Raw genomic sequence first — 17307 nt, 5'->3', positions numbered from 1 at the left:
AATCCCCATGCCCGTGCGCTCCCGGACGTTGTCGATCCTCTGCCTGGGGCCTGTGGCCGCCATTTTCCTCCTGTGCGCCGCGTCCCGGGTTCAGGCCGAGGCCCTGCCGCCTGATCCCGAGGAAGCCGCCGCTTCGGCCGCCACCTTCGAGGATCTCGTGGCCCGGGCCCAAGCCGGCGATGCCAGCGCCGCCTGCGAGGTCGGGGTGGCCTATCTGAACGGCACCCGTGTCGCCCAGGATTTCCGCCAGGGCCTTGCCTGGCTCGTACTGTCCTCCGACTTCGCCTTTGGCTACGCCCGCTACGTCCTGGCCGACGTCTACAGCCGGGGCTATGCCGGTGTGCCGATAAGTGACGAGAACGCCTACTATTATGCCTCCCTGGCCGCGGCCGCATCCTCGCTCCCCGAAAAATACCGGCAGCGGGCCGTCAAGCTCAGAAATGCCTGCGCCAAACGTCTGACCGCCGCCCAGATCGCCTCCCTCCAGGCCCGGGCCGCCCTGGCGCCGCTCGACGCCGCCGGCCTCCCGGCAACGACCCGGTAGTCACCGGCCCAGACGTCCGGCACGCGCCCATGCATATTTTCCGGCCCTTGCGCACACGCGCGCTCCAAAAAATGGGGACAGCCGACCTGATCCGGCCCTTTCAGGCTTGGCTTCGCCTGGCCGGGACAGCGTGTTGCGCCATGGCCCTGCTTCTGGCCCTGGCCGTCGGGCCGGCCCTGGCCGCCAAGGCCGACACCCGGTCCTTCAACGCCGCCTTTGCCAGCCAAAGCGCCAAGATCTACGACCATCTGCTGAAGGTCACGGACTACTACGCCTCCCTGAGCAAAGAGGGCAACACCGAGCGGATCAAGGACGTCCTGGCCCTTCGCGCCTCCCTGTCCGCCTGCTGGGAACTCTTTCTGAACGCCGGGGACATGGTCTATGTCTACGACCTGCTCGATCCGTCTTGCGCCACGGATGTGACGCGGGTGGGGGGACTGCTCAAAAACGGCCTGGGCGTCATTGCCGGAAAGCTGGAAAAGGAACTCCAGTGGATGGGACTGGTGGAGAAAAACGTGGGCGATCTGCCCGTTTCGGTGGAATTGGCCCAGGCCCGAAAGGACATCGAGGCCGCCGCCGCCTCGTTTCGCCAGGCCGCAACCCTGTTCGAGGCCCCGGCCGGCGGCGAAACCCGCCAGCCCGTCCGGCCCTAGCCGCCTGGACCGGCCACGATGCCCTGCACACAACACCCCAAGGCGCGCCCGGTCCGGGCGCGGGAGGTCTCCATGCGCGCCGCTTTCCTGGTTCTCGTCCTTCTTGCCCTGGCCGGCGCCTCCCTTGGAGGCTGTGCCCGGCACACCTATTATGTCGAACTCAACGACGGCAAATACTTTTACGCCGATCCGCCCCTGGTCCTGGACACGAAAAAAGGCGTGTACCGGATGTGGATCGCGGGCAGCCGGCAGGCCATTCCCATGGACGATGTCCGGTACATCGATGACGCGGCCCAGATCTGCTACCAAAACGGCGTCACCGACACCTTTACCTGCTTCGACGCCCTGTACCAGTTCTAGCCCCGGACCCGCTGTGCCCATTCCCCACGCCAGGCGGCGGTCCGGCCGGCCGAACCGGTCCCCATAGGGCCGTCATGGATGACCTCAAAGCCCTGTCCCTGCGGCTCTTGGAGCGCGACCCGCCGGCCGGGCCGGTCATGTCGCCCGAAGACTACGTGCCGGGTTCGCTCTTTTCGCTGGTGGCCCGGCTGTGCCGCCCGGACGTGCCCGTGGACGGGCCGGGGCTTTTCAGTCTGTGCCTCAAGTATTGCTTCAACTATGTCCATCCCGAACGGCTTGGCGATGCGGTAACCCTTGAGGAGGCCACACGTCTGGCCGGCCAGTTCGTGCGCCGCCGGGGCGGGACGCGGAGCCTCGCAGGCCAGGACGGCCTGCGCCGCCTGCTCCTGCACCACGGCTTTGCCTTGCAGATGCTCCTCGACCTGCCCAAAACGGCCCATTTGCTCACCGCCCTGCTGGCTCGACCGGTGCCGGCCGCAAGAGAGCGGTTCGTCGGCCTCGACCTCGGAGCCGGCACCGGCATCCTGCTCCTTGGCCAGTACCTGCTCGCCAGGCGCAGGGGGCACGATACTCCGGACCTGGTCGGCATCGAGCACCTGCCCCAGGTGGCTGGGCGCGCCCATGCGCTTCTCACCGCCCTGGGCGTCGGCCGGGTGGTGACCGGGGATGCGACCCGACCCGCCGTCTATGTCGACCTTCCCCAAGACCCGATCGCCTGCGTCACCAACGAAACCCTGCCCGCCTCGGGTCGGCGCCTCTACAAGGAGCCGTTTCCGGCCATCTGCGCGGCCCTGTACGCGGCCCTTGGGCCACGCCTGGCGCCCACGGCCTTTCTGCCCGAAGCGGTCTGGGCCTCGGACCGGGAAGGGCGGTCGTGGCTGCGGCTGACCCCGGCAAACGGATTCGCCGGCGGGGAGGCGGAAAAGCCGCTTCGGCTTTTCTACATGCGCGATGTGGAGCTGGCCGGGGTGCGGATGCCGGCCGGGCAGGTGGGGGGGCCGTTTCGAGCGCTTGTCAGTCCGCCGTGGCGGGAGGCCCTCGGCCGGCGGTGGTAGGGGAGGGGACCGCCCGGGCCCTGGCCGGCGGGGAGGACGACAAGCACTTGTCGCCGGAAACCGTCCCCGGGAAGGCCCGGCCGGGCTCGGTTCTCCGACCCGGGCCAGTTTCCGGACCCGGCGGACCAGAATCGCGGCGGGAAAAACTAGAGCGCCAGTTCGTAATAAAGAGCCCCGGCCAGCGGATTCTCGCGGTAAGGCTCGATAGGGCGGAACCCGAGCTTTTTATACAGCGCGTTGGCAGCGGTCATGCTCGCCAGAGTGTCGAGCCGCACAGCCCGGTAGCCGCGCTCCCGGGCCCCGGCCACGGCCGCCTCGGCCAGGGCCCGGCCGAGCCCCTGGCCGGCATAGGCCGGGCGGACGTAAAGCCGCTTCATCTCGCACCGCCCGTCCCCGAGCGGCCGCAGGGCCACGCACCCGGCCGGCATGCCGTCGTGCCAGGCCAGCCAGATGCCGCCGGCCGGCAGGGCGTAGCAGCCGGGCAGGTCGGCCAGCTCCTGGTCGAAATTCTGAAAGCACAGGTCGAAACCGAGTCCCGTGGCGTATTCCTGGAAAAGGACCCGGACCACGGCCATGTCCGTGGCCGGGGCGATATTCGAGGCCTGGCGGGAAAGGCTTGGCGGGGAGGTCGTCTGCATGCGGCGTCGCTCCTTTGCGCGCTCGTGTGGCGTTGGCTAAAAAATAAGAACTTTACCATGTTATTCTCAAAAATTCGTATGCACGAATTTCGAGAACGCGGCACTAGATGATGACGTGGCGGCGGATGAAGGCCACCGCCTCCTCGGCCGTATCCACAACCGTAATGAGCTCCATGTCATCGGGCGAGACAAAGCCCCGTTCGAGCAACGTCCCCTTGAACCAGTCGATGAGCCCGCCCCAGAAAGCCGAGCCGAGAAAGACGATCGGAAAGGGCTTGATGCGCCGGGTCTGGATGAGGACCAGGGCCTCCGACACCTCGTCCAGGGTGCCGAAACCGCCCGGCATGGCGATATACGCCATGGCGTATTTGACGAACATGAGCTTTCGAATGAAAAAATACCGGTATTCGCTTCGGATGGTCAGGTACGGGTTGGGCTTTTGCTCGAGGGGCAGGTGGATGTGCAGGCCGATGGACTGTCCGCCGGCCTCGGCCGCGCCCTTGTTGGCCGCTTCCATGAGCCCCGGCCCGCCGCCGGTGATGACCGAATAGCCGGCCTTGCAGAGCAGTTCGGCCAGCCTTGCCGTGTCCTGGTAGAGCGGGTCCGCGGCCGGCACCCGGGCCGAGCCGAAAATGGACACGGCCGGATTGATGCCCCCGAGTTCCTCGAAACCATCGACGATTTCGGCCATGATCCGGAAAAGCCGCCAGGATTCGGTGACGGACAGGTCGTCGATGAGATACTGTCGCGAGGCGCTCATGGAGTCTCCTTCGCCGGGAACCGGGCACGGCCCTTTTCAGCGGCGGCCAAACGGGATACATGCCGACTTCCGCCAAGCGCCCAAGCCCTTTGATCTTGCCCGGTAGGGCGTTTCTTATCAAGACGCGGCCGGCCGTCCGGCCCACACCTCGGAGGCTTCATGAAGGTCAAGTTCCTCGGCGCGGCCGGCACCGTCACCGGCTCCTGCCATGTGATCGAAACAGACTCCGCCCGCTTCGCCATCGACTGCGGCATGCACCAGGGCAGCGAGCCCATCGAGCGCCGCAACCTGGACACGGCCGTCTATGTCCCAAGAGAAATGGACTTTTTCCTGATCACCCACGCCCATATCGACCATTCCGGGCTGCTGCCCCGCATGGTCAAAACCGGATTTTCCGGAAAGATCTACTGCACTCCGCCGACCCGGGACCTGCTTGGCATCATGCTCGAGGACAGCGCCCACATCCAGGAAATGGAAGCCGAGTGGGCCAGCCGCAAAAGCCGCCGCCACGGCGGCCGGATGGTCGAGGCCCTCTACACCCGGGCCGACGCGGCCGCAACCGTGGACAGGCTCGTGGCCATACCCTACGGCCAGGCCTTTTCCCCGGCTCCGGGCGTGACCGCCGTCTACCACAACGCCGGGCATATCCTGGGTTCGGCCTTCATCGAGCTGACGCTGGAAAAAGACGGTGCCCGCACCCGCATGCTCTTTTCCGGCGACCTCGGCCGGCCCGACCAGCTCCTGGTCAACAACCCCGACAAGCCCGTGGACGCGGACTACCTCTTCCTGGAGGGCACCTACGGCGACCGGGACCACAAAGACGAATCCCAGAGCCGCCGGGAGCTGGCCGAGGCCATCGCCTACAGCTACGAACGCGGCGGCAAGGTCATCATCCCGGCCTTTGCCGTGGAGCGGACCCAGGAGATCCTTTTTTGCCTGCACCTGCTCTCGAAGGAAGGCAAGATCCCGGCCGACCTGCCGGTCTTCGTGGACAGCCCGCTGGCCACCAAGGCCACGGAAATATTCAAGCGAAACCCGGACTACCTCGACGACGAGACCCGGGTTCTTTTCGACCGGGGCGAGGATCCGCTGTCCCTGCCGAACCTGCGCTTCACCCAGACCACCGACCAGTCCCGGGAGATCAATACCCTAAAGGGCCCGGCCATCGTCATCTCGGCCAGCGGCATGTGCAACGCCGGCCGGGTCAAGCACCACCTGCGCCACAATCTCTGGCGCCAGGATGCGAGCATCGTCTTCGTGGGATTCCAGGCCATGGGCACGCCCGGCCGCAAGATCGTGGACGGGGCCAAAACCATTCGGATTCTCGGCGAGGAGGTGGCCGTCAACGCGAAAATCTTCACCATCGGCGGGTTTTCCTCCCACGCCGGGCAGAGCCAGATCCTCACCTGGCTTTCGCATTTCAAGGTCAACCACCCGCAGGTCTTCCTGGTCCACGGCGAGCAGAAGGCGCTCACCACCCTGGCCGGGCTGGTGCGGGAACGGTTTGGCCTGACGGTCCGCATCCCCCAGTATCTGGAGGAATATACCCTGACGCCCGGCGCCGAGCCGCTGGTTTCCATCGACGAGGCCAAGGCCCGGCCGCGCATCGACTGGGAGGTCCTTCTGGCCGAGATGGAAGGCCGCCTGGCCCGGATGCGGGAGCGCAAGGAAGCGCTCACCCGCCGTCCGACCGAAGAACAGGCGGAACTCCGCCAGCGGCTTGTGGCCGTGGACGCGGAACTGCTGGAGCTGCTCTCGGAGATGTGAGCCGGGAGCCGGCGCGGCCTGGGGGCTTCTCCGGGCCGCGCCGCCCGTTTCTGCGGCGGGCGGCCTTACTTCAGGCGGTAGGTGATGCGGCCGCGGGTCAGATCATAGGGCGACAGCTCGACCTTGACCCGGTCGCCGGGCAGGATGCGGATGTAGAACTTGCGCATTTTGCCGGAAATATGGGCCAGCACTTCGTGCCCGTTTTCGAGCTCCACACGGAACATGGCGTTGGGCAGGGCTTCCTGCACCACACCGTCAACCTCGATGGCGCCTTCTTTGGCCATAAACGGTATCCTCCTGACGACACGCCCGCAGGCGGCGACGCCCTGGTCGCGATGTCGTGAACGTTGTAAGGTAGTCGTTTTTTAAGCAGATGGCAAGGGTTGGCGCACAACCCGCCGCTACGGACCTGGCCTTGCCGCCGGTATGTCTTTCACGCTATATCCCCGTGAAAAAGGAAATTGCCGTGCTGACACGCACCCAACTCGACAAATATGCCGATGTCCTGTTGTGGGGCCTAACCACCTCGCGGGTGGAACCCTACAAGCCCGGGGACGTCGTGCTCGTCCAATTCGATCTGGCCGCCCTGGGCCTGGCCGAGGCGGTCTACGCCAAGCTCCTGGCCCGGGGACTCAATCCCGTGCCGCGCCTGACCCTGACTCCGTCCATGGAAACCGCCTTTTACGGCTCCGCCGACGAGGCCCAGCTCGTCTTCCAGACGCCCGGTCAGGCCGTGCTCCACGAAAACGTCCACGGCGCCATGCATCTGCTCGCCCCGGACAGCCTGACGCACTTAAGCGGCATCGACCCCAAGCGGATCGCCACCGCCGCCCTGGCCAGAAAGCCCCTGCGCGACATTCTGGTCCGCCGGGAGGAGAAAGGCGAATTCGGCTGGACCCTGTGCCTCTATCCCACCAAGGAACTGGCCGCCAAGGCCGGCATGACCGGCCGGGAATATGCCGCCCAGGTCACGGCCGCCTGTTTCCTCAAGGATGCCGATCCCGTGGCCCGATGGCGCACGCTTTACGAGGAAGCCCGGGAGATCAAGGCCTGGCTCAACTCGATCAAGGCCGTCTCCCTTCGCGTCGAGTCCGACAACGTGGACCTGACGGTCACCCCCGGCCGGCATCGCCGCTGGCTTGGGCTTTCCGGCCACAACATCCCGAGCTTCGAGATCTTCACCTCGCCTGACTGGCGCGGCACCTCCGGCCGCTACTACGCGGACCAGCCGTCGTACCGCAGCGGCAACTACGTGCGGGGCGTGCGCCTGACCTTCAAGGACGGCGTGGTGACGGACATCGCGGCCGAGCAGGGCGAGGAATTCGTGCGCAAGCAGCTGGCCATGGACCCGGGCGCCTCGCGCCTGGGCGAATTCTCCCTGACCGACAAGCGGTTCTCCATGATCGACCGGTTCATGGCCAATACGCTCTATGACGAGAATTTCGGCGGGCCGCACGGAAACTGCCATGTGGCCGTGGGAAGCTCCTACTCCGACACCTTTGACGGCGATCCGGCCGGGCTTGACGGGCCGCGCAAGGAGGAGCTGGGATTCAACGATTCGGCCCTCCACTGGGATCTGGTCAATACCGAACCCAAACGGGTGCGGGCCCGCCTGGCCGACGGCCACGAGGCCACGGTTTACGAAAACGGCCAGTTCCTCTATTGACGCAGGCCGCAAGGAACCGTATCGCGGCGGTGCCCCGATGCGAAATGGCCGGCCAATATCGATGGCCGGCAAGGAGATAGCCATGCGTGCGCTTGTCTTGTCGCTCTTTTTGACCGCATTGTGCCTGCCGGGCACGGCTCTCGCCGCCGCCAAGGCCAATCCCAACATTAAGGGATGGGAAAAAGGCGGGGAGTACGATCGGATGTTCGACCCCAAGGAAGCCGATTCCCTCAAGGGGCGGGTCCTCAAAATCGTGGATGTGACGCCGATTCCGGGCATGGCCCCGGGCGTGGCCCTCCAGATCGAGGACAAAAAGGACAAATCCGTCGAGATCGTGCATGTCGGGCCCAAGGAATTCGTGGACCTGGGAGCCATCGGCCTCAAGGAGGGCGACCAGGTCAAGGTGGCCGGCGCCTGGGTCGAGTTCGACGGCCATGACGTCCTTTTCGCCGTCAAAGTGAAAAAGGGCGAGGACAGCGAGCTCAAGGTCCGGCGCACCAGGGACGGGTTTCCCTATTGGAGCATGACGCCCGAGGAACGCCAGCGCGAAGCCTCGGGAGAGTAGTTTTCGGCCTTTCCGGAGCGGCGCCCTTGCCGAACCCGGGGAAATTCGGCTAGATAGTCGAAAAGCGGGACGTATCGCCGCGGATTTCGCGGTCACATCAAAACGGGAGCTTGCCGCATGGAGGAGACCCTCAAAAAACAGGACGCCGAACTGCTCCAACTCGTCACGTTCAGCATTGGCGAGGAAGAGTTCGGTGTCGATATCCTGAGCGTGCAGGAGATCATCCGCATGATGGATATCACCAAGGTCCCGCGCGCCCCGGAATTTGTCGAAGGCGTGATCAACCTGCGGGGCAAGGTCATACCCATCATCGACCTGCGTCGCCGGTTCGGGCTGTCCACCCGGGACCACGACAAGCATACCCGGATTATCGTCATTGAAATCAACAATATGATCGTCGGCTTTGTGGTCGATTCCGTCTCCGAGGTGCTGCGCATACCCGCCAGCACGGTGGAACCGCCACCACCGGTCGTGTCGGGGCTGGAATCGGAGTACATAAGCGGTGTGGGCAAGCTCGAGGACCGGCTGCTGATCCTCCTTGACCTCAACAAGCTTTTGTCCGGCGAAGAACGCGACATGCTCGGCACTTCTTTCTAGGCTTTTTCGCGAGACGTTTTTTGCGGGCGGCCGACGGTTTGCGCGCACGAAGAGTGCCGTGGCCGTCGTTTCGGCCCGTCCGTTTTGCTCTTTCGCATTCCCGGCCGCCGCCACACCCGTGGCGGCGGCCATCCCGTGTTTTTTTTCAAGAGGCATGCCTTGTCCCGCACTCCCTCCCTTTCCGATCTCCTGGCCAGCCCGGATTCCGCCTCGGTCTACAAAAGCGGACCAGCCACCTTGGCGTTTTTGGCCGCCGAGGCGCTCGGCCGTGGCCAGTCCGCCGTGGTGGTGACCCCGGGCCATACCGAACTGGCCAAAATCGCCTCGCTCCTTGACCTCGTGGCCCCGGCCTCGCCCGGGTCGCTGTGGGCCGCGCCCTACATGGCCCTGCCGTCCTACGCCCCGGGCCGGCCAAGCGGCGCGTTCTGGGCCAGACGCATGGCCTTTCTGGCCTACGCCGCCATGGGCAGCGGACCGCGCATCCTTCTTTTCACGGCCGACAACCTCCTGCCCAAGTGGCCGCCGCCCCGGGCCCTCGAAGGCAATATCCTGACCGTGGCCGTGGGCGAGGAGCTGCCCCGGGACCTCATTGCCGAGCAGGCCGTCTTGTGGGGCTACAAGCGCACGCCCATGGTCACGAACCCGGGCGAATTCTCCCTTCGCGGCGACATTCTGGACATCTTCCCCCCGGGCTATGAAAATCCCCTGCGCCTGGAATTTTTCGGCGACACCGTGGAAGCGATCCGCCGGTTCGACGCCGGGTCCCAGCGGTCCCTGGCCGAGCTTTCGGAAGCCGTCTTCGTGCCAGCCGCGCCGGCCGTCCTGTCCGAGACCTTCAAGGAAGAGGCCGCTTCCCTGTGGGAGACCATCGCCGGCACGGGCGAACTGCACCGCGCGGCCAAAAGCCACCTGGAGGCGGCGGTCGCAGCCGCCGACGGCGGCATCTGGCCCGGACTCTTCTACGAACGGCCGGTGGAACTGTCGGCCTGGTTCCCCGAGGACGCCGCCTGGATCGTGTGCGACGCGACCAAGGTCAAGGAGCGCCTGGAAGAGGTGGAGCACGCCTGGCGGCGGTTTTTCGAGGCCGAGACCAAGGAGCGGGGCCACCCCTGGCCGACCTCCCGGATTCTCTGGCCCGAGAACATGGCTCGAAAGGCCCTGGTAGCCGGCCGGCGCATCCTTTTCGAAGACCTGGTCATGGGCCGGGGACGCCACGGTCCGGACCTGTCGGAAAAGACCCTGGAGCGGTTCGGGGATCTTTTCTGGAAACCCGGCTCGGACAAGCGGCCCTGGACCACCCTGACCGCGGCCCTCAAGGAATGGAACGGCCACGGCCAGACCATCCTGTCCTTTCACGGCGAACGGTCCCGCAAGAAGTTCCTCCAGATGATCGAGCCCGAGGGACTGGCCTTTCGCACCGGCTACAGCCCGGGCGAACCCGGCCTCTACGCCCTGCTCTCGGGCCTTCGCCACGGCATGGAGCTTGCCTGGCGCGACACCCGGATCCTGCCCGAGGACATTCTCCACCCCGAGGCTTCGGGCGCGGGCGGGGAAGGGCGGAGGGACAAGGATTTCAAGGGCCTGACCTCCTTTGACGACATCCGTCCCGGCGATCTGATCGTCCACCGCGACTACGGCGTGGCCACCTTCGAGGGGCTTACTCGCATGACCGTGGACGCCACCGGCGGCGATTACCTGCTCCTGGTCTTCGCCGACGACGACAAGCTCTATCTTCCGGCCGACCGGCTGGGGCTCATGCAGCGCTACAAGGGTCCCGAAGGCATCTCGCCCCCGCTTGACCGCCTGGGCGGGGCCCGGTGGAAGTCCGTGCGCGAACGGGCCAAGAAGGCCATCGAACGCATCGCCGCCGACCTGGTCGAGATGTACGCCTACCGACAGGTGGCCAAGGGCTATGCCTACGGTCCGACCAACGAGCTCTACCTCGAATTCGAGGCCACCTTCGGCTTCGAGGAGACCCCGGACCAGGAAAAGGCCATCGCCGAGGTGCTGGCCGACATGGAGCGGCCCGAGCCCATGGACCGGCTCGTCTGCGGCGACGTCGGCTTCGGCAAGACCGAGGTGGCCCTGAGGGCCGCCTTCCGGGCCGTGCTCGACGGCAAGCAGGTGGCCATGCTCTGTCCGACCACGGTCCTGGCCGAGCAGCACTACCAAAATTTCGCGGCCCGCCTGGAGGGTTTCCCGGTCCGGGTGGAGATGCTCTCGCGCTTCGTGTCGCCCAAGCGCCGCAAGGTGGTGCTGGAGTCGGTCGCCCGCGGCGAGGTGGACATCCTGATCGGCACCCACCGCATCCTCTCCGCCGACGTGACCATTCCCAACATCGGGCTTCTCATTCTGGATGAGGAGCAGCGGTTCGGGGTCAAGCACAAGGAACGCCTCAAGGCCTTCAAAAAGAACATCGATGCCCTGACCCTGACCGCCACGCCCATCCCGCGCACCCTGCAACTGTCCCTTTCCGGCGTGCGGGGCCTTTCGGTTATTGAGACCCCGCCGGCCGAGAGAAAAACCGTGGAAACCGCCCTCGTCGAACGCGACGAGGCCTTTTTAAAGGAAGTGCTGCGCCGGGAGCTCGAACGCCAGGGCCAGGTCTTCTGGGTCCACAACCGGGTCCAGGGCCTGGAGGATGTGGCCGCCTTCGTCAAGACGCTCGCCCCGGAGGCCAAGGTGGCCATGGCCCACGGCCAGATGTCCGAGACGGCGCTCGAGGAGGCCATGCACGGCTTCTGGCACGGCGAGACCGACATTCTGGTCTGCACCTCGATCATCGAGTCCGGCCTGGACTTCCCCCGGGCCAACACGCTTGTGGTGGACAACGCCCACATGTTCGGCCTGGGGCAGCTCTACCAGCTGCGCGGCCGGGTCGGGCGCTCGCCCCGGCAGGCCTACGCCTATTTCGTGGTGCCGAGCATCGAGAAGGTGCCGGAACTGGCCCGAAAGCGCCTGCGCGTCATCCTCGACATGGACTACCTCGGGGCCGGGTTCCAGGTGGCCATGGAGGACCTGCGCCTGCGCGGGGCCGGCAACATCCTCGGCGAGGCCCAGTCCGGGCATATCGCCCGCATCGGCCTCGACATGTTCCTGGAGATGCTGGCCGAGGAAGTGGGGCGGCTCAAGGGCGAACCGGTCAAGGAGCGGACCGAGCCGGAGCTGACGCTTGGCATTCCGGCCCGCATCCCGGAACGCTACGTGCCCGAGGCTTCCGATCGGCTGCGGCTCTACAAGGCCCTGTCCACGGCCCGGACCGAAGAGCGGCTGGCCGAACTCATGGCCGAAATCCGTGACCGGTTCGGTCCCCAGCCGCCGGAAGTGGACAATTTCCGGGCCGTTTTGGCCTTGAAGCAGGTGCTCTCGCGCCTGGGGGCCCAGAAGGCCGAGATCGCGCCATCCCGGCTCGTAGTGTCCTTCGAGGCCGAAGGCGCGGCCGTTTCCTTGGACCGAGTGGTGGCCTTTGCCGGCAGCCGGGGCCAGGGCGTCAAGCTCCTGCCGCCGGGCCGCCTCGCCTTGCCCCTTGACCAGACCCTGCCCCTGCCAGAGGCCGTGGCCGCCTGGGCCAGGGAACTGGCCGCCCTCGGCGAAGAGGGGGGGGCGTCGTGACCGACGGCCGCATCCTGTTTCGCCGGCTGACGGCCGTTGCCCTGGCCGTCGCCTTGGCGGCCCTGGCCGCCGGCTGCAAGCAGGATGCGGCCAGGGAGCCCGGGGTGGTGGCCGTGGTCAACGGCGCGCCCATCCGGCTGCCGGATCTGGAGGCGCGCCACGGCCTTGGCCGCCTCGGCGCGCCCGAGGCCGGCAATCCCGCGGTCGAGCAATTGCGGGCCGAGTACGGGGCCGTATTGGCCGACATGATCGTGGCCAGGCTCGTACGCCAGGAGCTGGCCCGGCTTGGGCTCGCGGTCACGCCGGCCGAAGTGGAGGCGGCCGAGGCGCAGGTGCGGGCCGACTATGCCACCGGCGATTCCGGCGACGCCTTCGAACGGATGCTCCTTGAGGAGCGCATCGACCTCGGCCGCTGGCGCGAGGTCCTCGGCGACCGTCTGGCCCTGGCCAAATTTTCCCGGGAAGTCCTGCGGCAAAACGCACGCGTGGATGTTTCCGAGGCCGCGGCCTATTATAAGGAACACATCGATGCCTTCACCCGGCCGGCCCGGGTGCGCCTGGCCGAGGTGCGCGGCCGCGAAGCCGAGGCCGTCCAGGCGGCCCTGACCGCCTGGCGCAAATCCGGACAGTCCGCTTCCCTCGAAAGCCTTGACGGCATCACGGTGCGCGAGGCCACGGTGCCGGAAAAAAATCTGGCCGAACCCTGGCGCCAGGCGGTCAAGGGCCTCAAACCCGGCGAGGCCTCGGGCCTGTTGGGAGCGGACACGGAGACGTGGTTTCTGGTGGTCCTTTCTCGCGAGCCCGCAACCGTCTTCGATCCGGCCAAGGCCTATGCCCGAGTCGAGGCCGAGCTGGGCGCCCGGAAACTGGAAAAGACTTTTGCCGCCTGGCTGGCCGAAGCCCTGGCCGGAGCCCGGATCACGGTCAACAGACAGCTTCTGGCCGGAGAAAGACCGGAGGCGGCCACTGTGGCGCAAACGCGGCCGCAAAACGGGCTGGCCCTGGCCCGGGAAGAACTTCACGCCCCGGACGAAAGCGCCGGGCAGGCGGAAAAAGTCCTGGCCGACAAGGCCGGGGCCGGTGTCAGGCCGGCCGCCGACCTTGCCGCCGCCTCGCCGCCGGCCGGGGACGCAGCGGCTGCGGCCGAACCGGCCGCTCCCCTCGCCGCGCCGCAGCCGTCGCCCGAGGCCGCCCCGGACAAGGACCCGGCCCCGACGCCCGAACCCGGCCGGAACGACGAACCGGCCGCGCCGCCACCGCCTGCGGAGCAAGCCCTTACGCCGCCATCCGCCTTCCCGCTTGACGCGAAAGCGGTGCATTCCGACGAGGCGGGAGCCGTGGAGTTCACCGCCGTCAAGGCCAGCTGGATCCGCTTTGCCGTGGACGGCGGCCAGGAGGAGCGGGTCTACCTCAAGCCGGGCCAGCCGCACCGGATCGCCTTTTCCCGGAAGCTGACCGTGCGCCTTGGCAGCCCGAGCGAAGTGGCCTACCGTGCCGGCGACCGGGAAGCCACAGTGGTGGTGGGGAAAAAAGAGAGCCGGGTCCTGGAATTTCCCTGAGTGTCCGCCCGGGTGGCCGGGACCACGATTGCCTGGGTTGGTAAAAACGTTTATAGGCCCCCGATGCGCGGTTGCGTCAGCCTGGGAGGAGGACGTCGCAGCGGCCGCATCGCACCGGGGCATCCATGCCGGCGTGGCGTGCCTGTCCTGTCATGCCCGGGAAGCCCCTCACGGAGGATCACATTGCCCCGTCTCCCTAAAATCTGTCTCATGCTCGTCCTGCTGGTCGCCCTGACCACCACAGCTTGGGCCACCCAACTGGTGGACAAGGTGGTTGCCGTGGTCAACGGCAAACTCATCACCATGTTCGACGTCAACGCGCGCCTGGCCGATCTCCTGCAGCGCACGCAAGGCGTCTCGATGCGGCCCGACGACCCGCAGGCCGCCGAGTTGCGCCGGCAGGTCCTGGAGAGCATGATCAACGACATACTCATCGAACAGGAGGCCGCCCGCCTCAAGGTCTCGATTTCCGAAACGGAACTCGACTCCCAGATCGATGAGATCAAAAAGAAGAACAACCTGACCCAGCAGCAGTTCGTGGCCGAACTCAACAAGGAAGGCATGACGCTCAAGGACTTCCGCGAGCGCATGCGTCTTGACAGCGTGAAAAAACGTCTGCTCGGCTTCATGGTGCACCGCAAGGTCCTGGTCACCGACGACGAGATCCGGGACTATTACGAGAAGAACAAGGGCGCGCTGCCCACGGCCAAGTCCATCCTCGGCCCCAAGGTTTCCGGCACCATCGGCTTCATCATGGTGGCCACCAAAAAGCAGGCCGACGACCTCCGCGCCCAGATCACTTCCGGATCCCTGAAGTTTTCCGATGCGGCCAAAAAGTATTCCATCGGTCCCGGCCGGGACCAGGGCGGCGACCTCGGCGATGTGCAGGCCAAGGATCTGGCTCCGCCGCTTCGCGACGCCTTGAAGTCCGTGCCCGCCGGGCAGGTCAGCCCGCCGGTGATGCTCGACGGCAAGGCCGTGCTGCTGGTCCTGCGCACCGGGGCGGCCTCCACCCCGGCTCCTGCCGCGCCCGCCCCGACGCCGGCCGGCGGTCCCTCCTTCGAGGGCGCCAGGGACCAGATCCAGGAAATGCTCTACAAGCAGAAGTTCGATAAACTTTTTCAGGAATACATTGATAATCTGCGGTCCAAGGCGGTTATCGAGATCAAGCTGTAGGGCTTGGTCCGCCCGCCGCGTGGGGGTCCTCCCGCCCCCGGCGTCGTGGTCACAGAGGAGTTTTTGATATGGATTTGCGTGAGTTAGGGACTATTTTGCGTGAGGAACGGGAGCGGCAAGGCCTCACCATCGAGGATGTGTCGGACAAGATAAAGATCACGCGCAGTTGCCTCACGGCCATTGAGGAAGGCAACCAAAGTGTTTTGCCCCACCCGGTCTATGCCAAGGGGTTTATCAAAAATTACGCCCGGCTCCTCGGAGTGGACCAGGAGGAGTTCAACCGGCGGCTCTCCCAGGTCTATCAGCCCGAAGAACCGGTCGTGGGCAATGTGTCGCTTATAAAGGACATTCCCGAGGACGACTGCGGCTGCGCCGTGAAGCCGGCCTCCAAGGTACCCCTGGTACCCGCGCTCCTGTGTCTTGTGGCGTTCCTGGCGGTGGCCGGCCTGGGCTGGTATCTCTTCGCCCATGTCCTGGCCAAGTCCGGTGACGAGACGGAAAGCGCCGCGCCCCAGGCCACGGCAAAGCCCGCCGCCCCGCCCCTGGCTTCGGAATCGGAACCGGCCCGTCCGGTTCCGGTCGTGCCAAGGCCTGCCGAACAGGCACCCCCGCCCCAGACGCCCGCCCCGGCGGCGGAAACGCCTGCGCCGGTGGCGCCGCCCGCGCCCAAGGCCGAGGCCACGACCCTGCCCGAGCCGAGCGCCGAAGACCGGGCCACCCAGGACATCGCCACGAGCGGTCCGTCCGCCCCGGCCGCCCCCGCGATTCCCGTCGCGCCCGAACCGGCCGCCCCGGCCCCCTCGGCCAAGGCCTTTACCGTGGGCGAACACGGCCCCCACACGGTCACCATCGTGGCCAACGACCGGTGCTGGCTGCAGGCCGGCGCCGACGGCGGCACCATGCACGAGACCATGCTGGAAAAAGGCGACACCTTCACCGGCCGTTTCGCCGATTACCTGCTTGTGCGGCTGGGCAATGCCCCGGGGGTGGAGATCCGCTTCGACAACAAACTCTATCCGTTCCAGGCCGGCAAGGGCTCGGTCAAAACCCTGAAGTTCGTGGCCAAAAAGACTCCCGACGAAGCGGCTCAGGCCGTCCCCGGGGCGCCGGCGCCTTCGCAGGCGCCGGCCGTGCCGACCACGCCGGTCGCACCGGCCGCCACCGCCCCGGCCCTTGGCGGGGAGGCCGTCCCGGGTGCGGGAGCCAAGGAAGTGGAAATCTACGGCCAGGACGGCAGCTGGGTCATCGTCAACCCGGACAAGGGCCCGTCCAAGGAAATCTACGTGAAAAAGGGCCAGCGGCTGACCGTGCCCTTTTCCGAGAAAATCGAGATCAAGCTCGGCAATCCGAGCAGTGTGATTTTTCGCTACGATGGCAAGGAAACGCCCGTGGTCACTGAAAAAGGCGCGGTCAAGACCATCCGCTTCCCCTAGCGGCGGCGGAGCCTGCGGCACGCCTGGGAGCCGCCGCCCGTGCGGCGGGGCTTGCGAAGGGTTGGCGTGGGTTCCCGTTGGTCCGGCATCTGAGAACGTTTCGAGGCTGGCATGGAATTTTCCGAAAAGGCGCTCGTGCTCAAGGTGGGGCGGTTTCGGGAAATAGACGCCTGGGTGCGCCTTTTTTCGCCGGTGCGCGGCCTGTACACGGCCTTTGCCTTTGGCGGCATGAAAAGCCGCCGTCGGTTCCTCGGCTGCCTCGACGCCTTCAACCACGTCCGGTTCAAGGTGCGGCGGTCAGGCTATCGGGGGTACCACTGCCTGACCGAGGCCAAGCTTCTTGACGCGCCGCGCGTGTTGCGTACGGAACCGGCGCGGCTTGGCATGGCCGTCAATTGCTTGAAATTTTTCGAGGCGGTGCCGCTTGGGCCCCAAGGAACGGCCGAAGCCTACGCGTTACTTCGGGCCATGCTCGCCGCCCTGGAGACCGAGCCGGCCACGCCGTCGCCGCTTTTCCCGCTGCTTTTTCGAGCCAGGATGGCGTTTTTGCACGGCATGTTGCCCGGGTGCGCGCGATGCGCCGCCTGCGGCGCGCCCCTGGCCGGGGAGGGGGCCGTATGCCACGTGGAGGCCGGCAGGATCGTCTGTCCGGACTGCCGCAACGGCCTGGACGGGGGCGTGCGCCAGCCCTTGGGGTCCGGCGCCCTGGCCCTGTTCGACGCCGCCGTGGCCAAGGATCCGGGCCACTGGGCGGCCTGCCGTCCCGAACCGGCGGCGGCCCGGGAATTTTCCCGGACCGTGGACCTGCTCGTGCGCTACCACATGGGCCTGGCCTGGGAACAGGGCGGCTTCGTCCGGGCCTGACACGTGGCCGCCATGGGATCGTTGGGCTTTTTTTCGTTTGATCCGGCAATGAGCCGGC

Annotated in this window: 16 protein-coding genes; 13 read left to right on the top strand and 3 right to left on the bottom strand. The window is 66.5% G+C overall.

The genetic code is table 11. The features are described from left to right. The first annotated feature begins 7 nt into the window (after positions 1-7). The 4 genes from DFW101_RS03730 (at position 8) to DFW101_RS03715 (ending at position 2612) form a co-directional block, all read left to right on the top strand. A complete protein-coding gene (locus DFW101_RS03730) occupies positions 8-544 on the top strand; it encodes an SEL1-like repeat protein (protein WP_009180192.1) in 537 nt (178 codons plus the stop codon). Between the two features lie 71 nt (positions 545-615). Continuing rightward, complete coding sequence (locus tag DFW101_RS03725; protein ID WP_232286139.1) at positions 616-1197, top strand: hypothetical protein; 582 nt, start codon at positions 616-618, stop codon at positions 1195-1197. Positions 1198-1269: 72 nt separating this feature from the next. Then, on the top strand, positions 1270-1557 hold the full coding sequence (locus DFW101_RS03720) for a hypothetical protein (protein ID WP_009108346.1): 288 nt from the start codon (positions 1270-1272) through the stop codon (positions 1555-1557). A gap of 74 nt (positions 1558-1631) precedes the next feature. Next, positions 1632-2612, top strand: coding sequence for a hypothetical protein (locus DFW101_RS03715; protein WP_009180190.1), 981 nt, complete (start codon positions 1632-1634; stop codon positions 2610-2612). A 146-nt stretch (positions 2613-2758) separates the two neighbouring features. On the opposite strand, the gene DFW101_RS03710 is transcribed toward DFW101_RS03715, so the two are convergent. Beyond that, positions 2759-3250 carry a GNAT family N-acetyltransferase gene (locus tag DFW101_RS03710; RefSeq protein ID WP_009180189.1) on the bottom strand — a complete coding sequence of 164 codons (492 nt, stop codon included), beginning with the start codon at positions 3248-3250 and terminating at the stop codon, positions 2759-2761. Between the two features lie 103 nt (positions 3251-3353). Further along, complete coding sequence (locus DFW101_RS03705; protein WP_009180188.1) at positions 3354-4010, bottom strand: LOG family protein; 657 nt, start codon at positions 4008-4010, stop codon at positions 3354-3356. A gap of 159 nt (positions 4011-4169) precedes the next feature. Here DFW101_RS03705 and DFW101_RS03700 point away from each other — a divergent pair, with 159 nt between their 5' ends. Further along, positions 4170-5777, top strand: coding sequence for an MBL fold metallo-hydrolase RNA specificity domain-containing protein (locus DFW101_RS03700; RefSeq protein ID WP_009180187.1), 1608 nt, complete (start codon positions 4170-4172; stop codon positions 5775-5777). A gap of 65 nt (positions 5778-5842) precedes the next feature. Here the strand turns inward: DFW101_RS03700 and infA are convergent, their stop codons facing one another. After that, positions 5843-6061 (bottom strand): translation initiation factor IF-1, encoded by a 219-nt coding sequence (gene infA, locus DFW101_RS03695; protein ID WP_006918952.1) that lies wholly within the window; start codon positions 6059-6061, stop codon positions 5843-5845. A gap of 182 nt (positions 6062-6243) precedes the next feature. Between infA and DFW101_RS03690 the strand changes: the two genes are divergently transcribed. The 8 genes from DFW101_RS03690 (at position 6244) to recO (ending at position 17249) form a co-directional block, all read left to right on the top strand. Further along, the gene (locus DFW101_RS03690) at positions 6244-7443 is read left to right on the top strand and encodes an aminopeptidase (RefSeq protein ID WP_009180186.1); all 1200 of its coding nucleotides are present in this window, start codon (positions 6244-6246) and stop codon (positions 7441-7443) included. Between the two features lie 82 nt (positions 7444-7525). Then, entirely contained in the window at positions 7526-8008 is a 483-nt protein-coding gene (locus DFW101_RS03685; RefSeq protein ID WP_009180185.1) for a MamS/MamX family magnetosome protein, read from the top strand. A 117-nt stretch (positions 8009-8125) separates the two neighbouring features. Beyond that, positions 8126-8605: a chemotaxis protein CheW gene (locus DFW101_RS03680; protein ID WP_009108339.1), complete on the top strand. Its 480-nt coding sequence runs from the start codon at positions 8126-8128 to the stop codon at positions 8603-8605. Between the two features lie 159 nt (positions 8606-8764). Continuing rightward, positions 8765-12217: a transcription-repair coupling factor gene (gene mfd / locus DFW101_RS03675; RefSeq protein ID WP_009180184.1), complete on the top strand. Its 3453-nt coding sequence runs from the start codon at positions 8765-8767 to the stop codon at positions 12215-12217. Next, positions 12214-13776: a peptidylprolyl isomerase gene (locus DFW101_RS03670; RefSeq protein ID WP_009180183.1), complete on the top strand. Its 1563-nt coding sequence runs from the start codon at positions 12214-12216 to the stop codon at positions 13774-13776. Before mfd ends, DFW101_RS03670 begins: the two co-directional genes overlap by 4 nt. Positions 13777-13959: 183 nt before the next feature. Further along, positions 13960-14952, top strand: coding sequence for a SurA N-terminal domain-containing protein (locus tag DFW101_RS03665; RefSeq protein WP_009180182.1), 993 nt, complete (start codon positions 13960-13962; stop codon positions 14950-14952). Positions 14953-15020: 68 nt separating this feature from the next. Further along, a complete protein-coding gene (locus tag DFW101_RS03660; RefSeq protein ID WP_009180181.1) occupies positions 15021-16385 on the top strand; it encodes a RodZ domain-containing protein in 1365 nt (454 codons plus the stop codon). A gap of 111 nt (positions 16386-16496) precedes the next feature. Then, entirely contained in the window at positions 16497-17249 is a 753-nt protein-coding gene (gene recO, locus DFW101_RS03655; protein WP_009180180.1) for a DNA repair protein RecO, read from the top strand. The last annotated feature ends 58 nt before the right edge of the window (positions 17250-17307 follow it).

The sequence above is a fragment of the Solidesulfovibrio carbinoliphilus subsp. oakridgensis genome (genome assembly GCF_000177215.2).
In the GTDB taxonomy this organism is placed as follows: domain Bacteria; phylum Desulfobacterota; class Desulfovibrionia; order Desulfovibrionales; family Desulfovibrionaceae; genus Solidesulfovibrio; species Solidesulfovibrio carbinoliphilus.
This window is presented reverse-complemented; position numbering and strand designations above follow the sequence as displayed.